Consider the following 22160-nt stretch of genomic DNA (forward strand, 5'->3'; position numbering starts at 1 on the left):
GCACCTACGCGAGGACAACGGCCGCAAGATCAGTGCTCATCGCATCAAGAATCGAGCCGGTTCCCTCAATACGTGCGCGGCTGAGACGACGTCCGCCATACGAGACTGCAATGTGTCGAGCGCAAGATCGACAGGCAGAGCCGCACTGAATTTCAGCCCGTTCAGCGCTTTCAGATCGATATCCGGGAGGCACAACGAAAGGTCGCGCATGGCCATGCGCCAGTTCTGGGCGTCCAGGTCGTTGCGAAGCCGGAGACTCAGGGCGTCAGCCCGTTGAGCGGGATCGGACAGCGGGCCGAGCGTCGCTCTCAATGTCGCGTTGGCCCGATGTCCAGCCCACGTCCACCAGCGCAGGCCCCCTCCCTCTTTGGCCACGACTGTGCCACCCGCGTGGACCAAATCCGCATACTCCTCTCTGACCTTTTCCAGCCCTCTTCTGGCCCGCTTTGTGAGGCGTACTGGCGGATCTGCGCCGAGTACGACGTCGCGCATCGCCTGCGCCAGATGAAAGGAGGTCCCGCCGAAAGCGGAAGAAGACCAGCGAGCTTCGCCCCCCAAGCCTTCGACGGGGTCGACGAAACAGCGGCGCCGCTTCCAGTCGACCCAGTCGACCTGCCAGGTACGGCCGGCGAGCAACAGCATCCGTGGCCCAGTAGACGGCGCGGTCAGCAGGCCGGGATCCATCCTGCCGATCTCCGCATTCTTGTGCAGCACGGTGAATTCCGGGGGTGCGGTGAACACCGCGACCAGGTCTCTGAAGTGTTGACGGCCAAAGCGCTGCTCGGCTTTGGTGCCGACGAACAGCATGCCCCCGTCCCGCTCAAGGAAGCCTGCGGAGACAAGAAAGTCGAGGATCGGCTGTGCGTCTTTGAACGGTTCGAGCCCATTCCACCAGTCCGGCCACATCTGGTCGCCGATCCTTCCCTCCTGCAGGGCGAGTGCCAGGAGTTGCTGAGCGACGATGTGACGGGGTTGAGGCGGCGGCTGTGTCGGCTCCACGTAACCCGTGCCCCAGAGTTGCAGGAGTCCCGCCGCGCCGAGGAGATCGTCATGATCGAGTGCGAGCAGCAGGCAGTTGCGCGGTGTGTTGGAGCGACGGCCTGTACGGCCGAGGCGTTGCAGGAACGAGGCGACCGACCATGGCGCGTTGATCTGGATGACACGGTCCAGGTCACCTATGTCTATGCCCAATTCGAGAGTCGAGGTGGAGACGATGACGCAGTCACACGCCTGCTCGAACGCCTCCTCTGCCCGCTGCCGCTCCTGCGCGGAGAGGGAGGCGTGCGAGAGGAATGTCGTCACCCCGTGCTCACGAAGCAGGGCACCGAGTTCCTCCACCATCTGCCGCGAGTCACAGAAGACCAGCCGTTTCTCGCCGTGGTGCAGCGCCGCGATGAGCTTGGCCGCGTTTGAGACCGTTCCCACGTGATCCAGTTCGAGGTCCGGCTGAACGACCAAGTGACCCTCCTCAGGACCGACGACCTGCGCGCGGCGTCCCACTCCTGATCCCTGCAACCACGAGAGCAGGTCCTGCGGATTGCCCACGGTGGCGGAGAGGCCGATTCGCTGAAGTGGCCGGCCTGCGAGCCTGTGCAGGCGTTCCAGCACTGCCAGCAGATGCCAGCCCCGGTCGTCTCTGGCGAAGGCGTGGACCTCGTCGACCACCACGACCCGCAAGTCCCGCATCAGACGCCGCTGGTCGACCCTGGTCGAGATGAGCATCGCCTCCAGGGACTCAGGAGTAGTCAGCAGGACGTCCGGTGGGTTTCTGAGTGTCGACTGTTTCCGAGAGGCGGAGATGTCACCGTGCCATACCGCCACGTCGCGCCCCAGCCAGGCCGCATATCGCTCGAGCCGGTGGTGCAGATTGTTCAGCAGTGCCTTCAACGGACAGATATAGAGAACCGTCAAGCCGCTCCAGCGCTGCTCCTCCATCATGGTCAGGATGGGAAAGGCCGCCGCCTCGGTCTTGCCTCCTGCGGTCGGAGCCAGGAGGAGCGTGTCGTCACCGCGCTGGATCGCTTCGCCCGCCGCCGCCTGCAGCGGGCGGAGCTGGGACCAGCCCAGCGTGTTGGTCACGTGGTACGCCAGCGTGGGGTGCATGCTCAGAAGTCGAGCTCTACGTCATCGGCGGATCTGAGCTGCCGTCCACCTCGTGCCGCGTTGCGTTCCTCGTCGGTCAGTTCGGTGTCCCGTACGGTGAGCCGGTAGTCCCTACGCGGGTCGAAATCAGGGTGTTCATCCACCTTGTAGAGCACGTCCGTGACTAGTTTGCGGAGGAAGACCCGCGGTGAGGTGCCGATCTGCCCGCCGAGCCGGCCCGCCACGGCGAGTGCCAGCTCGGCAACATATGCGTCGTCGACCAACGTCCTGATCCTCGCCTCTTCTGAGGCACCACGTGCGTACAGATCCCGTACGGTGCAGCCGAGCATGACGAGCTTGCCTTGGTCCAACCCTGTGAGCCGGATCTGCGGAGCGCGTGTGGCGTCGAAGCGCGGATCACCGCCGAAGTCCACAGTCAGTCGCTGTGCCAGCGGGGCGCTCTGCTGCACGCCCTTGGAACCCTCGAAGAAGGCGGGGGTTCCGGTGATGACCAGGTGCAGGCCGGGGAACCTGCCCTTGTCGATCTCGTCGATGAGCTGCCTCAGCGTGTTGAGGCTCTTCTCCCGCGAATCCGAGCGCATCCGTTGCAGAGTCTCGATCTCATCCAGGACGACGAGCAGTCCGGGATATCCGCAGTCGCGCAGCACGACCAGCAGGCCGCGCAGGAAATCGAGCGCACTGGTGGAGTCGATGTCACCTCGGAGGTTGGCGTAGCGGCGGATCGGTGCCGCGACGTTCGGCTCACCACCGGTCCAGGCCAGCAGGCCGTCTGCGATGTCGTGCTCCCCTGTGAGCCGAGCCCGGCGATAGCCCCGCAGGGCCGCGGCGAAGGCCGGCGACGTCTTCGAGACCTCGGCGAGCCTGCGCTCGATGAGCTGGTCGACCGCATCGGCCACGCCCGCCCGGTCATGCTTGTCCATATCGCCGGTGGCCAGCACGGCGTCTTCGAGCGACAGCAACCAGGAGTCGACGACCTCTCTGAACGCACTGTGCTGGCTGCTCGCGGTGGACAGAGCGCCGATGAGCCTGCGGTAGACCGTCTCGGTCTTGTACAACGGCGTCTCGGTCTCGGAGATCTGGATCTCGCTGGTCGCCATCCGCATGCGTTTGGCGCGCTCGGCGAGCCAGCGCGCGAAGAAGGTCTTCCCCGAGCCGTACTCGCCGCGCACGGCCTTGAAACCGCTCCCACCAGTAGTGACGGCGGCGAGTTCTTCGTCGAGGCCCTTCTCGAACCGGTCCATGCCCACCGCGAACAGGTCGAGACCCAGCCGGGGGACAGTCCCACGGCCAAGGGCATCGATGATCTCGCGCCGTTTGGCGCGGCTGACCTTTCTGGTCGCCGTCATTCCTCGTCCTCCAGAAACTGCTCCGCGACCAACGCGATGTTCAGGTCGAGCATCCTGTCACCGTCCTTGAGCATCAGTACGGAGATGCCGTCGACGTCGAGAAGCTTCCTGGCTTCCCCGATCAGCAGCCGCGTGCGGTCCTCGGGCTCGGCGATCAGCCGAGCCGCCTGCTTGACCGGCAGGACGCCGGCGGCATGGTCAAGGCCGTCGAGCAGCAGCGTGATCTGCTCATCGGTGATCTTCGCAGCGATGCTCGCCCGCTGCTCGGCGTATGTGGCCGACGCGACGACCTTCCCCCCGAGCCCGATCCCGCCAACTGGAACTGGGACAGGTTCCGAGACACGCACCATGTTGCTCGGCTGGGTGGTCCTGGCCTGAGGAACCGGCCGGGCGGCCCGGGTCTCGCCGGCCGGCCGGGGAATGGCGCCGGGCGGAGAGACCGGGATCCATTTGCGCTCCGCAACAGGCGGTGGGGCAGGGAACGGCGTTCTCCCCGTGATTCGTGGCAGCGTGGGCTGACTGGAACGCTGCTTCGGTGGCGAACTGGCATCCGCACCAGGCCTGGGCCGGACGGGCGGCCGTGACACGGCGATCCATTCACGCCCCTCGATGGCCCGCACCCATTCGCGGGCGGACGGCCTGGTGCCGGCTGGGCTCGCTGCTCGCGCGAACGTGGACCGCACCCGTCCCGCGAGGTCGTCCGGCAGCCCGGCGAGAAGCGGCAGCTCGCCACCGGGCCGCACGTAGGCATTCCTGGCCAGGATTCTGCCGATCAGCATGGCAAGCTTGTAGCGATCTGTATCGAGGTCCGGGCCCGTTGGCGGCTCGAGGGGGTCCTCCCAGTCGGGGCTGTGCGCCTGCTTCAGCACTGATTCCGCGCCGAGGCGGCGGAAGCCATCGCAGTCCAAAATGTGGACCTTATACGGCTCCTGGGCAGACCAGAGCAGGTTCCGCGCGGAGACGTCACCGATCACGTACTGGTGTCCGTGCAGGAAATCGACCAGTTCAGCGAATCTCCGCACCAGTTGGATCCGCCCCCTGAGATCCGGCAGGCGCAGGTCCTGCCAGGCTCGCTTCTGCGGGAACAGCAGGAACTGCAATTCGACCAGGCGCGGCCGACCCTGAATGAGGTCGTGGAAGTCGTCGGGAACCTCGGGCATGAGGAAGCCCACCGCCCTGTTCCCTTCGACGACCCGTGCGATCGGCCAGGCACAGGAGGAGAACAGACGCTCTTGGTCATCGCGCGGCAGCCCTGCTCCGAACTCGACCAGGTCCGCCAGCGCCTGACCGTTCACAGTCCCTGCCGACTTCAGGTACTCCTTGTACACCACGTCTTGCGGGCCGATCAGGCGGGTGACCACCCCCTGCCCGCCGTCGTTCAGCGGCACGGGTTCCAGCTGAAGCGAGGAGCGCGGGCTATCCAGCGGGTGCGGAACGAAGGCCACCTCAGACGCCCCACACGCAGATCGCGGTCCGGTCGTCGTCATGGGTTTTGACCCGGAAGCTGAGCTGCCACAGGAACTCCGTCAGCGACGGCGGCGCTTCCTCTCCCCACCATGCGGCCAGTTGTTCCCTCACCGCCTGACCGGCCATCGGCTTGGCCAGCCCGTCCGTGCAGAACAGCAGCATGTCTCCGGGGGTGAGGACGCACGCGGTGACCTCCACGCGTGCCGCGTCACCCGGCAACGCGTACGTGGCCGAGGAGGCGAGGGTCTGGTCGTTGTCTTCTGAGAAGCAGGAGGTCCACACCCCACGGTGTAGCTGCATGGCGGTACTGTCGCCGACGCGCATGATCTGGCATAGGTGGGCGCCCCTCCGCGCTTGAATGTCGATCACCGCGACGGTCAACGTCGTGGCCATTTGCGCCGCCGCGATGCCCTCGTCCCTGGCCAGGTCCGTCATCGACTCGGCGACCGCGGTGAAATAGGCCACTGGATCGGAACGCGTTTCATAACCGTCCAGCAGGCTCGCGGGAAACTCCTCGAACGCGGCCCGGCAGGCCTCGGCCGCACCGAGATGCGACATGTCCCGGCTTCCCAGCCCATCCGCCACCGCCACCAGAACATGGGACTCCCCCAGCTTCCTGATCAGCATGGCGTCCTGCCGGGGCATTCCGTCGTAGCGATGGGAGTCACCTCGTACCGACGCGCCGCGGATGACGAGTCCGTCCAGGTCGGCACCGTCGATCTCGGTGTCGGGGCCCGGCCGGTTCGCCGTGGTCAGAGGACCGGGCGCGGATTGCAGTCGAGGAGTCTTGCCAATGATCAGCGGCTCCGGGAAGCGCGGCGTCATCACCTTGTCCACGTGTGAGTTTCTCCAGGTCAGACCGGGTCGGCAGCTAGCACGGTGAAGCCTGGGACGTTCTCGTTGGGCAGAACCAGTTGTGGGGCGTTGGCTGGGTTCGAAGCCGAAAGAGTCGCTGAACGGACGATCGACTTGGTCAGTTGCCGGGCGAACTCGGTGAGGGCCTGCGCAGGCGACACGCCGGCTTGGGCGACGAACGCCTTGAAGGTCGCAATGCGGGTGAGCGTCTGCTGTTCGACGTCTCCGAAGCCGAAGGCCAAAATGTGCGGCCGGGCGGAGAACCCCGGAGAGACGAGCTCACCGTAGGCGTCTTCCCAGCTGTAGTCGTTTGGCTGTCCATCGGTCAGGAAGAAGACCGTCGGCCGGAACGGTGTGTGCCCAGCCTGCTTGAGTTCGGCGATGTCGGTAGTGATGGTCTGCTTCAAGACCGAGAATGCCGCGCTGTACGAGGTGAGCCCCCGTGAGGAGAGCATCGGCAGACGATCGATGTCGCCCAGGTCGGTCAGGGGGAGCAGGACTTCCGCGGTGTCGCTGAACCCGATGATGGAGAACCGGGCCTTGTCGGCGACGATCGGGTTGCTGGAGATCTCCTGGTGGATCTTGGGTAACTCGTTGTTGATCGCGTCAAGAGGTTCACCGTGCATGGAAGCTGACTCGTCACAGACCAGGTAGAAGGGCAGTACCTGCTCGCTCATCTCATCCTCATCACTTGTCGGCGCAGCCTTCCGTCACGAAATAGATCTCCATGGAGATCGATCCGCTCGGAGCTGCGAGGTCATGGAAATTGCGAGTCGCGGCGGCCTTGAAGACGCCGGGGTAGGCTCGCCGCGCTGCCTCGTTCACCCGGCCGGCCAGCTGCACCCCATCGCCTGTGGCGCCGTTCGCGCCGAAAGTGAGGACCATGCCCGCGTGCCGCCCGGCCAGCCGACCGTTGTGTGTCCGCAGTGCTGTCTTCACCTGGGTGACAAGTTGCCTCCCACTCGCCGAGGGATCGACCCGGAACGAGATCTTCAAGGGTTTCGAACTCACCCCGGCGACGCGTACGGCGCATCCTGACGAACTCGGGGACGCGGAAGGCGAGGCTGCCGGCTCCGGGGACGGCTCGGGGGACGCCGGTGCGGCCGCTTGCGCTCCGAGCATGATGATGGTCAGACCGAGCAATAGATCCGCGAAGAGCCAACCGGCCAGCGCGATCAGAGACATCGATCCGCGGCGGGGCTTCACACCGAATCCCTTCCGTCGCGAACCGCGCTCGCGGCGACGACCTCACCGACCTGATCCACCGCGTTCTGCAAGCGACCGATGGCCTGACTCAGATCGATGAGCTCGGCCTCCGTCGCCTTCCTGATCACAGGCGAGATCTCGGCCACGGTCATCGAGACCGCCAGCGGGAGCTGGCCGACGGCGCTACGCAGATTGTCCAGTTCGACACTGGTGACGTCGCGGATCGAAGCAGGAATTTCCTCGATCGCCTCGGTGAGGGCGGCGGGCAGTTCGCGCAACTCCTCCAGGAGCCGCACCGTCCTACCCGAGGCGTCAGAGGCGATCTCGATGCGGGACGCGTGATCCCCGACCGCGTTTGCCCAGCCCTCCAGTGCGTGGCGCACCTCCTCACCGGTGTCGCCAAAGGTGCGGGTGAAAGCACTGGTCGTGTCATTGAGCGTTCCCGTGATCTGCTCTCCGACCTGGTTCATCGTCGCCTGCGTCATGGAGGTGACATCCGCCACGGCGCGATGCAACCCGTCCAGCGCGGACGAGATGCCGTTGCCGACCGCGGCCAGCTCACCTACGCGTTCGGTCAGCTCCCCGACATGCCCGTCCAGTTCCCTCGTGGTGTCACGAACAGTCGCGCCCGCCCGGGTGGTGGCCTCCTCCATCGCGGCCCGGACCCTGTCCGTCGAGTCGGCTACGAGGACGCCCAGACGATCCCCGACCTGGTCCATGGCCGATTCCGCTTTCTCCCCCACCTTGTCGATGGCGTACGTCGTCCTATCGACGGTCTGGGTGAGATCTGCGGTGGCGGCGGTCACGGACGCCAGGTGCTCATCGAGCTTCCACGCCGCCGCCTGGACGTCGGCCGTGGCCTCCGTCAAGCTCTCCATCGCCTGTCTGGTGCTCTCCAGGGATACTTCAAGGGATCGCACCACTTTCTCCTGAAGCTGGCGCAGGGTCGATCCGACCTCGCTGATCTCGATGGCGCTCTTGGTGAGCTCTGCCTGGAAACGGGCAGGGCTCGCGAGTCGTACCTGCCTGAGGGTCAGGGTCGCCTCCGTCAACGCGGCCCGTAACTTGATACGAAGCTCCTCGGCCCGCAGTTCGGCCCTGTTCTCCTCCCTATGCCGTAAGAGCCGTTCAAAAAGAGTGACAGTGATGAGAAGGATGATCGCCGTCAGTGTGGCCAGCGCTACGCTGTCGAATTGCCAAATACCGGACAAACGCCCATCAAAACCCTGCTGCCACATCTCCAGAAAGGGGCGGCGGGCAGTCTCAGCTCCACCGGCTTTGATGGCCTCACCGTAAGCAGTGGTGGCGCGCTGGAGCCCGAGCCAGGTGATCACAATGGGCAGGAAAACCAGGACAGGCTGCACAAGGTCCATGACGCTCAGCAGGCCCGCCCACCTGGACCCATGGGACACAGGCCGGACCGTTTCCTCGGGAGGGAAGGCGGCGAACAGGTCCACCTCGCACCAGCGCTTGCCCTCGGTCGATTCCTCGATCGACCCAGCTAGAGAACGGAGCTGGTCGGCACGTGCCTTCAAGAACGGTTCTGCGGCAAGCTTCCGGAGCTCCGCAGCGAGCGCATGATTCATCACGAACAGCCGCATCCTTTCTTGACAGGGCGGTGTCCACAAACGTCAGAAAGGCCAGTGGATCGATCCAGCGAATGGCACCCGTCATTACCAACGAGACAGGAAGTGTGTAGCGTAATAGATGAGCAAGCAGGTGTCATTATCGGACAATATTTAGCCTAGGATGATCACCCGCGCTTCAAGCCAGCCGGACAACTCTCGACCAGAGAGCCCCGGCCCCCATCACCATATCCGTTGACTCTGTTAACACTCAACCTATATCCAAGCCAGGGCAATGCGTGTACGGTGGCGCTAGTGATCATCGCGCACAGGGCGAGGAGCTTACGGTGAACGTAGACGTGGTTGCGGACCGGTTCCGGCTGCTGGCTCCCCTCGGCAAGGGCAACATGGGAGAGGTCCACCGGGCGCAGGATCTCGATGACGACAACGCCACCGTCGCCGTCAAGCTGATCCTCCGCAGCAGGTCTGGAACGGTCCTGAACTCACGTTCCGATGCCAAGGCCGTGCAGCGGTTCGACCGCGAGGTACGCATCATGCGCAGGCTCCGGCACCGCAATCTGCCCCGGACAATCGCCGGAGGCGTCGACTCCTCCGGTCTGCCGTACCTGGCGATGGAGCTCTTCGACGGCGAGTCCCTCAGCGACCTCATCACCGAGCATCCACAACTCCCCGTCTCATGGGCCGCAGCGTTGGGCGCACAGATGGCGGACGCGCTGTCCGCCGCTCATGCCGTCGAAGTCGTCCACCGCGACCTCAAGCCCAGCAACGTGATGCTGCTGCGCGGTGGCCTGGTCAAGGTCCTCGACTTCGGCGCCGGCCGGATCATCGGGGACATCGAGCACAGCAAGATCACCAGCACGGGTGTCACGGTCGGCAGCGCCCGCTACATGGCCCCTGAGCAGTTCCGCGCTTCGACCGTCACCCCGGCGGCCGACCTGTACGCCCTGGGCTGCGTGCTTTTCGAAATGCTCACCGGCGTCCCACCGTTCCACAGTGAGTCCGCCTACGAACTCGCCGAGAAGCACCAGACAGAACAACCGCCGCCCATCAGCCTGCTCCGCTCCGACGTCCCGCAGGACCTCACGCGCCTGGTGGAGCGGTTACTCGCCAAAGACCCGGCCGACCGGCCCGCCGACGCGGTCACCGTCCGGGAAGCGCTGCTGCCGCTCATAGAAGGGGCGGCGAACGTCCCCGGCTGGTCGGACTTCGACCCGGTGGCCTGTCTCAAGGCCAGGCCGGCCGATCGGGTGCAGGCTCCCGCCCCGGCAGCGGAGCCCCGCCATGCGGGCTCCGGCATGGACGTTTTCGGTGTCCACCAGCAACTGCTCAAGGACTACAGGGCGTTCACCGAGGGCGGCACGATCATCCGCGACGGCCGGATCGCGGCCTTCGTCGAGAACGACCTGGACGCCAAATCGCAGTGGCCCGACCCGTGGGTGTCGCTGAACCCGTTCTTCAAGTCGGGCGGAACGGTGCTGGAGGCGTCCCAGAACGGGACCCTGCACCCGGAGTGCGCCCGCATCTTCCAGGTCGGCAAGACCGAAGACGGCGCGGAGTGCGATGGCCGGCCGCTGACGCTCCACCAGCACCAGCTAGAAGCCATCAAGACCGCACAGTCCGGCAGCTCGTACGTGCTCACGACCGGCACCGGCTCCGGCAAGTCACTGGCCTACATCGTGCCGATCGTCGACAGAGTGCTCAGGCAGCGGGACCAGGAGGGCCCGAAGGCACGTAAGCGCGTGCGCGCGATCATCGTCTATCCCATGAACGCCCTGGCCAACAGCCAGCTCAAGGAGCTGGAGAAGTATCTGAGAGACGGTTACGGCACCGGCCGGGAGAAGGTGCGCTTCGCCCGCTACACCGGTCAGGAGGACGAGGCCGCCCGCAAGAAGATCCGCGACGATCCGCCGGACATCCTGCTCACCAACTACGTGATGCTGGAGCTGATGCTCACCCGGCCCGAGGACCGCAGGTCGCTCATCAGGATGGCCGAGGGGCTGGAATTCCTGGTCTTCGACGAGCTTCACACCTACCGCGGCCGGCAGGGCGCCGACGTCGCCCTGCTCATCCGCCGGGTGCGCGACGCCTGCCGCGCCGTAAGCCTGCAGTGCATCGGTACCTCGGCCACCATGGCCACCGAGGGCACGGCCCAGGCCCGCCGCGACGAGGTGGCCCGTATCGCGACGACGCTCTTCGGCACGGCCGTTGACGCCTCGAACATCATCGGCGAGACGCTGGTCCGCGCCACCGGGGAGCCGCCACAGACGGTTCCAGTCGAACGGCTGACCGCGCCGGGGGCGCCCCGCGCGTACGAGGACCTGGTCAAGGATCCGCTGGCCCGGTGGATCGAGACCCGCTTCGGGCTCACCGTCGACGAGGAGGGGCGGCTGGTCCGGCAGCAGCCCGCCAAGATCGAGGAGGCCGCGACCGAGCTGGCCGAGACGAGCGGCCTGGACGCGGAGACGTGCGTCGAGGCGATCCGGGCCACGCTGAAGGCCGGTTCGGAGGCGTGCCATCCGCTGACCGGCCGCCCGCTCTTCGCCTTCCGGCTGCACCAGTTCCTGTCCAAGGGCGACACGGTACACGTCACGCTCGAGGACGAGTCGAGCCGTCACCTGACCCGTGACTACCAGCTCTACCAGCCGGACACCGACGGCAAGATCCTGCTGCCGCTGGCCTTCTGCCGCGAGTGCGGTCAGGAGTACCTGACCGTGTGGCGCTCGGAGAAGAACGGCAAGGTGGTGTACGAGAACCGCCGCGAGACGGCCGCCACCGGCGGCAGCGGCGAGGACGGCTACCTTTACGTCGACTCCACCCATCCGTGGCCGTCCACCGTCGAGCAGGCGATGAAGGATCGCCGGCTGCCTGAGTCCTGGCTGGAGTTCGACGCGCATGGCGAGGAGATGGTGCGGGACTCGTACCGGCCGAGGATCCCCCGCCTCGTGACAGTCGACCCGTACGGCGTGGAGGGGCAGGGCGAGCTGAAGGCCGCGTTCATCCCGGCGCCGTTCCTGTTCTGCCTGCACTGCGGGGTGAGCTACGAGCAGGTGCGCGGGAAGGACTTCGCCAAGCTGGCCCGGCTCGACCAGGAGGGCCGCTCCTCGGCGACCTCGCTCGTCTCGGCCTCGATCGTCCGCTCGCTCAAGAAGGTGCCGGCCGAGGCGTTGAAGAAGGAGGCGCGCAAGCTGCTGACGTTCGTCGACAACCGGCAGGACGCCTCCCTGCAGGCGGGGCACTTCAATGACTTCGTCCAGATCACCCAGCTTCGCAGCGCGCTCTACCACGCGGCGACGGCGGCGGGCGAGGAGGGCATCCGGCACGAGGACCTGGCCTCCCGGGTCTCCGGAGCGCTGGGGCTCAGCCCTGCCGACTACACATCGGGCGATGACCCGCCGCCGATGATGGCCGCGAGCGCGGCGAAGACCCTACGGGACGTCATCGCCTTCCGCCTCTATCTGGATCTGCAGCGGGGCTGGCGGGTCACCATGCCCAACCTGGAGCAGACGGGTCTGCTGGTCATCGACTACGCAGACCTCGACTGGCTGGCCAACAGGGACGAACGGTGGAGCGACGCCCGTCCCGAACTGCGCCAGGCCGAGCCGGGGCAGCGCGCCGAGATCATGCGTGCGCTGCTGGACGAGATGCGCCGGTCGCTGGCCATCGACGTCGAGTACTTCCGGGAGGATTTCGACAGCCTGCAGCGCGCGAGCGAGGAGCGGCTGAAGGATCCATGGCGGCTGGCCGGCGGCGACCGGCCGAAGGTGAGTACCGCCTACCCGCAAGGGTCCCGCCCCGGCGTTGATCGTTCGGGGTTGTTCCTGTCCGGGAGGGGCAAGTTCGGCAAGTACCTGCGACGGATCCACTTCCCGCAGGTGTCGGCCGACGATGCCCAGCGGATCATCGCGGACCTGATGAGGGTGCTGGCCAAGGCATACCTGCTGACGACGGTCGAGGTCGCGCCACAGCGGGCCGGCCGCTACCGCCGCCCTTCCGGGCCGCCCGTCACCGGTTACCGCATCGCCGCCGCCTGCCTCATCTGGCGGGCGGGCACCGGCGAGAGCGGTACGCACGATCCACTGACCCGCACCTACGCCAGCGGCGACGGTCCACGCGTCAACGTCTTCTTCCGCGACCTCTACCGCGACACGGCCGCCGCTCTCGCAGGCCTGTCGGCCCGCGAGCACACCGCGCAAGTGTCACCGCAGGACCGGGAGCAGCGCGAAGAGGACTTCCGCAAGGCGGAGCTCAAGCTGCTCTACTGCTCCCCCACCATGGAGCTGGGCGTGGACATCTCCGAGCTCAACGCGGTCATGATGCGCAACGTGCCGCCCACTCCCGCCAACTACGCCCAGCGCAGCGGCCGCGCCGGTCGGCAGGGGCAACCGGCGCTGGTCACCACCTACTGCGCCACCGGCAACAGCCACGACCAGTACTACTTTCGCCGCTCCGACCGCATGGTGGCCGGGGCGGTCCGTCCGCCACGGCTGGACCTCGCCAACGAGGATCTGGTCCGCTCGCACGTTCAGGCCATCTGGCTGGCCGAAAGCGGGCTCAGGCTGGGCAACAACATCCCGACGCTCATCGACCTGAGCTACGACGAGGGTGCCCGCCGCCCCAACCCTGATCTGCTCCTGCACGCCTACGTCGAAGCCGACGTTCGTGATCAGGAAGCTCGTCGGCGCGCGGTGGCGGCGGCCCACAATGTGCTCGCCGGGGTGCTGCCCGGTTTCGGTGAACCGCCCACCTGGTGGCACGACGAGTGGATCGAGGAGCAGGTGCGCCGCGCTCCCGAGGGGTTCGACCGATCCTTCGACCGCTGGCGCGACCTGTTCAGGGCGGCCCTCGCCGACCAGGCCGAGCAGAACCGACGGCGCCTGGACCACACGCTCACCGACCGCGACCGCAAGATCGCCGAGCTGCAGCGCAAGCAGGCCGAGACCCAGCTCGACCTCCTGAAGAACGAGAGCGTGGACAGCCGCTCGCTGCTGTCGGACTTCAACCCGTACCGCTATCTGGCCAGCGAGGGATTCCTGCCCGGCTACTCCTTCCCCCGCCTACCACTGGCGGCGTACATCCCGACGACGGGGCGGCGCTACGGCGACGGTGACTACCTGCAGCGTCCCCGGTTCCTGGCGATCAGGGAGTTCGGGCCCGGTGCGCTGATCTATCACGAGGGCAACCGCTACCAGGTGGACCGCATCCAGCTGCGGCCCGACGCCTCGGGCGAGGTGGTGACCACCGAGGCGCAGCGCTGCGCCGGCTGCGGCTACCACTATGACTCGGCGGACCGAGCTGACAAATGCGACGTGTGCGACGCGGCACTGCCCACGCCGACGCGCGGCCTGCTCCAGCTGCACACCGTCTACACCCGGCGGCGCGAGCGGATCTCCTCCGACGAGGAGGAGCGGCGCCGTGCGGGCTTCCGGCTGGTGACCTCGTACCGCTACAACGATCACGGCCAGCGGACGGGCCGCCGTGACGCACTCCTGGCCGACGCCGCCGGGAAGCTCGCGACGCTCTCGTTCGGCGACTCCGCCACCGTACGCATCTCCAATATGGGACGCCTGCGCGCCAAGAAGGACGAGCCTGACGGTTTCTGGCTCGACCCGGCCGACGGCCGCTGGCTCAACGAGCAGGCGGCGGCCGACGCCTCCGGCGACTCCAGCGAGATGCCGGTGGTCGACGCCGACGGCAACGAGAAGCGTCAGCGCAAGCGCGTCATCCCGTACGTGCAGGACACCCGTAACATCCTGGTGCTCAAGCTCGATGAACCCCTGCCCGTGCCGGTCGCGCTCTCATTGATGTACGCGCTGGAACGCGGCATCGAAGCCGCCTTCGAGCTGGAGGACTCGGAGTTGACCAGCGAGCTGCTGCCGCCCAACGAGGGGCCGCGGGATCGCATGCTCTTCACCGAGGCCGCGGAGGGCGGCGCCGGTGTGCTCCGGCTCATGCAGTCGGAGCCGGGCGCGCTCGCCCGCGCCGCCGCCGAGGCGCTGGAGATCTGCCACTTCGCCCCTGACGGCACCGACCGCGGCGGCCCTCGCCCCGACCGGAAGTGCGCCCGCGGCTGTTACGACTGCCTGCTCACCTACGGCAACCAGCTCAACCACACCGACATCGACCGGCATTCCATCCGCGACCTGCTGCTGCGCCTGGCCGCCGCCGAGGCTAGGCCGACCGGGCGTGGTGAGAGCCGTACCGAGCAGCTGCACCGGCTGTCCGGCCAGTCGGAGAGCGGGCTGGAGCGCGACTTCCTCGCCTGGCTGAAGCAGCAGGGGCTGCGTTTGCCCGACGAGGCGCAGACGTTCATCACCGAGGCGCTGGCCAGACCCGACTACGTCTACCGGCTGCCCGGCGTCAAGCTGGCGGTCTTCGTCGACGGCCCGATCCACCAGGACGCGGTGGTCGCCGAGCGGGACACCGAGGCCGAGGAACGCCTCTTCGACCAGGGCTGGGACGTCATCCGCTTCTCGCACGACGCCGACTGGGCGGCGGTCGCGACCCAGAACGAGCGCTACTTCGGAACCATGACGACACGAGGAAACAGCTGATGCCCGCCTACTCCGCCGGTTCCCTGGTCTCAGCCAGGGGCCGCGACTGGGTGGTGCTCCCCGAGAGCGCCTCCGACATGCTGGTGCTGCGCCCACTCGGCGGCTCCGACGACGACGTCGCCGCCGTCTTCCCGGCGTTCGAGGACGTGGTCAGCGCCACTTTCGCGCCGCCCTCCCCGAAGGATCTGGGCGACCAGCACGCCGCCGGGCTGCTGCGGTCGGCGCTGCGCATCGGCTTCCGCTCCGGCGCTGGGCCGTTCCGGTCGCTGGCGGGGATCGCGGTGGAGCCGCGCGCGTACCAGCTGGTTCCGCTGATGATGGCGCTGCGACAAAGGACCGTCCGCCTGCTGATCTCAGACGACGTGGGCATCGGCAAGACCGTCGAGGCCGGGCTGATCGCCTCCGAGATGCTCGCCCAAGGCAGCGCGGACCGGCTGGCCGTGCTCTGCTCGCCGGCACTGGCCGAGCAGTGGCAGGAGGAGCTGCGCACGAAGTTCGGCATCGACGCGGAGCTCGTCTTAGCCTCCACGGTCTCCAAGCTGGAGCGGGGCCTGGACCTGGGGCAATCACTCTTCGACCGGTACCACAAGGTGATCGTCTCCACGGACTTCATCAAGTCCACCCGGCACCGCGACGACTTCGTCCGCCACTGCCCCGACCTCGTGATCGTCGACGAGGCGCACACCTGCGTCGCGTCCGACGACACCACCTCCACCCAGAACCAGCTCCGCTTCGAGCTCCTGCAGCGGATCGCCAAGAAGCCCGAGCGGCACCTGCTGCTGGTGACGGCCACACCGCACAGCGGGAAAGAGAGCGCCTTCCGCAACCTGCTGGGCCTGCTCAGCCCCGAGCTGGCCTCGGTCAAGCTCGACTCGGACGCCGGGCGGCGACTGCTCGCCCAGTACTTCGTGCAACGTAAGCGGGCCGACGTACGCCAATTCCTCGGGGTGAACGACGGCCTGGCCGACGACAGCCAGCGCGAGGACACCTCCTTCCCCTCCGACCGCTACTTCAAGGACGAGACCTACCGCCTCTCCCCCGCCTACCGGGCTTTGCTGGAGGACGCCATCGCCTACGCCAGCGAGCGAGTGTCGGCGGCGGGCGAGCAGGGCAAGCGGGAGTCCCGCATCGCCTGGTGGTCGGCGATCGCGCTGCTGCGCTCCATGGTCTCCTCGCCTCGTGCCGCCGCCCAGACCCTGCAGACCCGCTCGGCCGCCGCGGTGGCCGCGAGCGCGGAGGAGGCGGACCGGCTGGGCGCTCCGCTGACCAGCGACGCCTCCGACAGCGACGTCATGGAAGGTCTCGACGTCGCGCCCGGCGCGGAGACCGACGAGGCGGGCGCGCGGCTGGCCCAGCTCGCCGAGCGCGCCGCGAAGCTGGAGGGTCCGGACGAGGACCTGAAGCTGTCCGCCCTGGTCAAGCACCTCAAGGTCCTGATCCGCGAGGGTTACAACCCGATCGTCTTCTGCCGCTACATCCCCACAGCCGAGTACGTCGCCGAGCACCTCGACGGCAAACTCGGCAAGAAGACCGTCATCCGGCACGTCACCGGCACCCTCTCCCCGCAGCAGCGCCTGCAGCGCATCGAGGAACTGGCCGACGAGAGCGCCGACTCCCCGCGCGTCCTGGTCGCCACGGACTGCCTGTCGGAAGGCGTCAACCTCCAGCACCACTTCGACGCCGTCGTCCACTACGACCTGGCGTGGAACCCCACCCGCCACGACCAGCGTGAGGGCCGCGTCGACCGCTACGGCCAGAAGCGCGACGTCGTCAAGGTCATCACCCTGTACGGCAGCGACAACGGCATCGACGGCAAGGTCCTCGAAGTCCTGATCAAGAAGCACCGCCAGATCCGCAAGGACCTCGGCATCTCCGTCTCCGTCCCGGACGCCGCCTCCACCGGCGTCACCGACGCCATCGTCGAATGGCTGCTCATGCGCGAGCGGCAGCCCGACCAGGAGGCGCTGTTCGAGCTGGAGGAGCTCGACCGCAAGGCCGAGGCGCTGGAGACGGAGTGGAGCTCGGCCGCCGAGCGCGAAAGCACCTCCCGCTCCCGTTTCGCCCAGCGCTCCATCCACCCCGAGGAGGTGGCCCGCGAGGCCGCCGCCATCCGCGACACCCTTGGCCGCTCCGACGAGGTGCGGCGGTTCGTACGGAACGCGCTCGACGCGCTGGACGGCGTGATCCGCGAGAATGGCGTCCCGGGCGACTTCACCGCCGACATCAGCGGAACCTCGGCCGGCCTCCGTGACGCCGTCGCCCCAGTGATCGGCGGCGAGCTGAGCCGCCCGATCCCGTTCCGTACCACGCCGGCGGTAGCGCGGGGTGAGGCCGCTCTCGTCCGCACCGACCCGGTGGTCGGGGCGCTGGCGGGGTACGTGCTCAACACCGCCCTGGAGACCGAGGGCAGGCGGCCGGCCAGGCGCTGCGGGGTGATCCGCACCGACGCGGTGCAAACTCGTACGACGTTGCTGCTGGTCCGTTACCGCTTCCATCTCACGCTGCCGTCCCGTTCGGGCGAGAAGCAGATCGTCGCCGAGGACGCCCGGCTCCTGGCCTTCCAGGGCTCGCCCACCGGCGCGCTCTGGCTGCCGCCGGAGGAGGCGCTCCAGCTCACCGAGGCGACCGCCGACGCCAACACCGACCCGGTCTTCGGGGAGCGCACCATGACCCGCGTCCTCGACGGCCTGCCTGCTGTCGCCGGTCAGCTGAGCGAGTACGGCAAGCAGCTCGAAGCCGAGCTGGAGGACTCCCACCGCCGGGTGCGCAGCGCGTCCGGCGAGATCGTCCGAGGTCTGGACGTCACCGTGCAAGAACCCGCCGACATCCTCGGCGTGTACGTCTATCTGCCCGCCGGAGGGGTCGCCTGATGTCCGCAGTCACCCGCAACCAGGTCTTCTCCGCCGTCCACACGGTCGGAGGGTTGCTGCCCGCCGACATGCTGCTGCGCATCTCGGAGGGCAAGGACGTCAGGGGAACGGCTCCCGCCGACTACCGCGTCATCGGCTCGCGCTCCGTACGGGACGACGCCGAGCGGCATTGGGACTACCTCAAGTCCATTTGGACGGAACTCCGCCAGAAGCTTCCCGTCGCTCCCGAGGCGGAGATCCCCGCCGATCCTACGGGGCTTGCGCTGAGCCAGTGGTTGGAGCCGTTCTTCGCCGAGCTCGGGTTCGGCGACTTGACCGCGATCGGCAAGTCAGGAATTCCTTCGGACGACGGCAGCAAGACCTTCGCCATCAGCCACCGCTGGAACCACGTCCCCATCCATCTGTGTGCGTGGAACGCCACCCTCGATCGACGCCCGGGCGGTGCCGGCACCATCCCGCCGCAATCGCTTGTCCAGGAGTGCCTGAACCGCACCGACTCTCACCTGTGGGGCGTTCTCACCAACGGTCGCCAGCTGCGTCTGCTGCGTGACTCCAGTGCGCTGGCCACCGCCTCCTACATCGAGTTCGACCTTGAGGCCATCTTCGACGGAGAGCTGTTCAGCGAGTTCGTCCTGCTGTATCGGCTCCTGCACGTCACACGCTTCAGGGTCGAAGAAGGCGAAGCGCCCTCAGCCTGCTGGCTGGAGAAGTGGCGTGCGGACGCCATCACGTCCGGCATGCGCGCGCTGGACCAGCTGCGCAAGGGCGTGCAGGATGCGATCACCGCACTGGGCACCGGTTTCCTCCGTCACCCCGCCAACGCCGCCCTGCGGGAGAACGTCGACGTCAAGGCTCTTCACAACGCCCTGCTGCGCCTGGTCTACCGGATGCTGTTCCTGTTCGTCGCCGAGGATCGCGACGCCCTGCACGCACCGGCCGCGAGCGAAGAAGCGCGGCAGAGATACGACAAGTACTTCTCCTCAGCCCGGCTCCGCTCCCACGCCCGTCGTCGGCGAGGCACCGGTCACAGCGACCTCTATCACGCTCTCCGCATCGTGCTCGACGCTCTCGGCGACGAACGGGGGCGACCGGAGCTCGGGATTCCGGGCCTCGGCGGCATCTTCGACGAAACCGAAGCCGATGCCCCGCTCAAGGGGTTGCTCCTGTCGAACGAGTACTTGCTGTCCGCCGTCCGCCACCTTTCGGAAGTCCGTGATGCCGGCTCCCGCCGCAGGCGCTCTATCGACTACCGTCACCTGGACGCGGAGGAGCTGGGCTCTGTCTACGAATCCCTCCTGGAACTCGTGCCGCGCCACAGCGCGGTGGATCGCACATTTGAGCTGGTCGAGATAGCGGGCAACTCCCGAAAGACCACGGGCAGCTACTACACGCCCTCCTCGCTGATCGAATGTCTCCTCGACTCCTCGCTCGATCCCGTCATCGATGATGCGGTGAAGCGTGGTGAGCAAAGCGCCAGCGCGGCCGGGCAACCGGACCCCACCGACTCGATCGTCCGCGAACTCCTCTCACTCACCATCTGCGATCCAGCCTGCGGCTCCGGCCATTTCCTCGTCGCTGCGGCCCGCCGGATCGCCAAGCATGTCGCCGCCGTACGGGAACGCAACCCCGAGCCCACCATTGACGCCGTACGGCGCGCTCTTCACGAGGTCATCGCCCGGTGCATCTACGGCGTGGATCTCAACCCGATGGCGGTCGAGCTCGCCAAGGTATCCCTCTGGCTGGAAGCCCTGGAGCCCGGTAAGCCGCTGAGCTTCCTGGACGCCCATATCAAGTGCGGCAACGCCTTGATCGGGGCCACGCCTGCTCTCATGCGGGGAGGCATTCCAGACCAGGCGTTCATCGCCACCGAAGGCGACGACAAGAAGCACGCCAAGACCCTTGAAAAGCTCAACGCCGAGGAGCGTCAAGGCATATTCAGGCTCTTCGACACTGCAGATGACGCCGTCAAGGTAACCAACGCATCCTTTGCATCAAGCATCCGGCGCATCACGGATGCCCCCGCTGACGACCTTCGCGACGTTCACAAGCAAGCGGCGGCATACGGCGAGTGGGAGCAGTCCGCAGAGTATGTCAACGCCATGCACCTCGCAGACGCTTGGTGTGCGTCATTCATGTGGATCAAAAACCCCGACATGCCAAGGGCTGTGACAGACGGACTGTTCCGTTCGTTGGAGGACCCGGAAGCCTCAGGAGCCACACAGGCGACCCACGACGAGATCATCCGTCTTCGCAACCAGTATCGGTTCTTCCACTGGCACCTTGAGTTCCCCAATGTCTTCGCTGTGCCCGAAGATGACCAAGGCGTGTCCGCCGCCACCGGCTGGGCGGGCGGATTCGATTGTGTACTCGGCAACCCGCCGTGGGACAGCGTGGAGCTCAAGGAGCAGGAGTTCTTTGCCCAGCGAACCCCGGAGATCGCCGCAGTCGGCAAAGCTGACGCCCGTAAGAAGCTGATTGCCGATCTCAAGAATGACCCCAGTACTCTTCCGTTGTACGACGAGTATGCTGCGGCGAAGCGCGCAGTCTACGCCGAGAGTCACTTCCTGCGCCGGTCTGGCCGTGTGCCACTTACTGGTCAGGGAAACCTCAACACGTACGCGGTTTTCGCAGAGACGGCCCGCCTCCTGATGGGAGCGCTTGGCCGAACGGGTGTCATCGTGCAGACCGGAATCGCTACGGACGCCAGAACCCGATTCTTCTTCAAGGATCTTGTACAGAATGGATCTATAGCAGCTCTATATGACTTCGAGAATCGTAACGGACTTTTTCCCGCAATTGATTCTCGCACAAAATTCTGCATTCTGTCCCTTGCCGGCCATGATCGCCCTGAACCAGTCGCGACGTTCGCATTCTTCCTTCATGACCCAGCAGAACTCGTCGACGCAATGAAGTCGTTCACGCTTACCCCAGACGAGATCACTCTTCTCAACCCTAACACCGGCACGTGCCCCATCTTCCGTTCTCGACGGGACGTAGAGATCACTCTAAGCATTTACCGCCGAATCCCTATCCTCATCAAAGAGCCGAATGAAGTGACCCAGGAAGGGAGCAATCCATGGAAGGTCTCATTTATGACCCCATTCCACATGGCACACGACTCGAACCTCTTTCATGCACGCGAAGAACTCGAAGGCCAGGGATGGACCCTCCATGGCAACATATTTGCTAGAGGCAGCGAAAGAATGCTACCTCTATACGAGGCAAAGATGGTAAATTTGTTCGACCACCGCGCAGCTGATGTCGTGAAGAGTGAAACGGCTACAAAACGCCAGAATCAGCCAAGATATCTTTCCCTCCAAGACCACCAATCACCCAACCGTCTCGCACAGCCGAACAGCTGGGTTGCAGAATCGGAAGTAGCAAAGAAGCTCAGAGCAGCACACTGGGATCACGAATGGCTTGTGGGTTACCGGGAAGTTACTAGCCCTACAAATGAGCGGACAGCAATTGCGGCATTCATTCCCCGGACCGCCGTTGGCCACAAATTTCCCCTCATGCTTCCTCGCGTCTCACCCACCTACGCCCTAGCGCTTATCGCTACTCAAAGCTCCCTTGTCTTTGATTACGTGTGTCGTCAGAAGCTCGGCGGAACCAGCATTGCACTCTACACATGGAAGCAACTCCCCGTTCCGACACCCCAAATGCTTGAGGCCCATCTCCCTTTCCTTGCTTCCCGAGCCTTCGAACTCGTCTACACCGCTTACGACATGGTCGGACTGGCCCGCGACCTGGAGTATTTCAGCCCACCCTTAAAGTGGAACGATGAACGCCGCTCCCTAGTCAGGGCCGAGTTAGACGCATACTTCTTTCACCTTTACGGAATCTCGCATGAAGACGCGGAATACATTCTGGAGACGTTCCAGACCGACTCCGGGGGACTCAAGAACAACGAGATCGCCAAGTACGGCACTTATCGCACCAAGGACCTCGTCCTCGCCGCATACGACCGTATGGCACTCTGCGGCGTAAGCCTGTACACGCCTCTCATCGACGGCGAGAACTACACCTCCACGCTCAATCCACCCCCTGGTCATGGGCTTCTCCATCCTGCGAGGGGTGAGACGGGAGGCAAGCGTGAGAGGTAGGAGATAGTGTCGAATTCGCCGACTTTCACGCCGCCGATGAATGCCTTCCACTCACCACTAGTAATGATCA

At 66.1% G+C, this 22160-nt stretch carries 10 protein-coding genes; 3 read left to right on the top strand and 7 right to left on the bottom strand.

Going from position 1 to position 22160, the window contains the following annotated elements:
- Window positions 1–36 precede the first annotated feature (36 nt).
- From AB0J16_RS32440 to AB0J16_RS32470, 7 genes are read right to left on the bottom strand one after another with little or no spacing between them, the layout of a single operon-like run.
- Entirely contained in the window at window positions 37–2103 is a 2067-nt protein-coding gene (locus tag AB0J16_RS32440) for a DEAD/DEAH box helicase (RefSeq protein ID WP_358546242.1), read from the bottom strand.
- 2 nt (window positions 2104–2105) lie between these two features.
- Window positions 2106–3449 (bottom strand): BREX system ATP-binding protein BrxD, encoded by a 1344-nt coding sequence (gene brxD / locus AB0J16_RS32445; protein WP_358546245.1) that lies wholly within the window; start codon window positions 3447–3449, stop codon window positions 2106–2108.
- A complete protein-coding gene (locus tag AB0J16_RS32450) occupies window positions 3446–4894 on the bottom strand; it encodes a hypothetical protein (RefSeq protein ID WP_358546248.1) in 1449 nt (482 codons plus the stop codon). Before AB0J16_RS32450 ends, brxD begins: the two co-directional genes overlap by 4 nt.
- Before the next feature lies 1 nt (window position 4895).
- Window positions 4896–5753, bottom strand: coding sequence for a protein phosphatase 2C domain-containing protein (locus AB0J16_RS32455; RefSeq protein WP_358546251.1), 858 nt, complete (start codon window positions 5751–5753; stop codon window positions 4896–4898).
- A gap of 17 nt (window positions 5754–5770) precedes the next feature.
- Window positions 5771–6448, bottom strand: a complete 678-nt coding sequence (locus tag AB0J16_RS32460; protein ID WP_358546254.1) for a VWA domain-containing protein — start codon at window positions 6446–6448, stop codon at window positions 5771–5773.
- 10 nt (window positions 6449–6458) lie between these two features.
- A complete protein-coding gene (locus AB0J16_RS32465; RefSeq protein WP_358546257.1) occupies window positions 6459–6956 on the bottom strand; it encodes a hypothetical protein in 498 nt (165 codons plus the stop codon).
- Between the two features lie 17 nt (window positions 6957–6973).
- Window positions 6974–8578, bottom strand: a complete 1605-nt coding sequence (locus AB0J16_RS32470; protein ID WP_358546260.1) for a hypothetical protein — start codon at window positions 8576–8578, stop codon at window positions 6974–6976.
- 311 nt (window positions 8579–8889) lie between these two features.
- On the opposite strand from AB0J16_RS32470, the gene AB0J16_RS32475 reads away from it, so the two are divergent.
- From AB0J16_RS32475 to AB0J16_RS32485, 3 genes are read left to right on the top strand one after another with little or no spacing between them, the layout of a single operon-like run.
- Window positions 8890–15114, top strand: a complete 6225-nt coding sequence (locus tag AB0J16_RS32475; RefSeq protein WP_358546263.1) for a protein kinase — start codon at window positions 8890–8892, stop codon at window positions 15112–15114.
- Window positions 15114–17984, top strand: a complete 2871-nt coding sequence (locus AB0J16_RS32480) for a DEAD/DEAH box helicase (protein WP_358546266.1) — start codon at window positions 15114–15116, stop codon at window positions 17982–17984. Before AB0J16_RS32475 ends, AB0J16_RS32480 begins: the two co-directional genes overlap by 1 nt.
- Window positions 17984–22090: a DNA methyltransferase gene (locus AB0J16_RS32485; RefSeq protein ID WP_358546269.1), complete on the top strand. Its 4107-nt coding sequence runs from the start codon at window positions 17984–17986 to the stop codon at window positions 22088–22090. Before AB0J16_RS32480 ends, AB0J16_RS32485 begins: the two co-directional genes overlap by 1 nt.
- The last annotated feature ends 70 nt before the right edge of the window (window positions 22091–22160 follow it).

Source organism: Nonomuraea sp. NPDC049750 (assembly GCF_040659625.1).
In the GTDB taxonomy this organism is placed as follows: domain Bacteria; phylum Actinomycetota; class Actinomycetes; order Streptosporangiales; family Streptosporangiaceae; genus Nonomuraea.

Bases quoted from the DNA above. Each gene is read 5' to 3' on its own strand.
- AB0J16_RS32440 (WP_358546242.1), bottom strand. From the start codon at position 2,103: ATGCACCCCACGCTGGCGTACCACGTGACCAACACGCTGGGCTGGTCC.
- brxD (WP_358546245.1), bottom strand. From the start codon at position 3,449: ATGACGGCGACCAGAAAGGTCAGCCGCGCCAAACGGCGCGAGATCATC.
- AB0J16_RS32460 (WP_358546254.1), bottom strand. From the start codon at position 6,448: ATGAGCGAGCAGGTACTGCCCTTCTACCTGGTCTGTGACGAGTCAGCT.
- AB0J16_RS32465 (WP_358546257.1), bottom strand. From the start codon at position 6,956: ATGTCTCTGATCGCGCTGGCCGGTTGGCTCTTCGCGGATCTATTGCTC.
- AB0J16_RS32470 (WP_358546260.1), bottom strand. From the start codon at position 8,578: ATGCGGCTGTTCGTGATGAATCATGCGCTCGCTGCGGAGCTCCGGAAG.
- AB0J16_RS32480 (WP_358546266.1), top strand. From the start codon at position 15,114: ATGCCCGCCTACTCCGCCGGTTCCCTGGTCTCAGCCAGGGGCCGCGAC.
- AB0J16_RS32485 (WP_358546269.1), top strand. From the start codon at position 17,984: ATGTCCGCAGTCACCCGCAACCAGGTCTTCTCCGCCGTCCACACGGTC.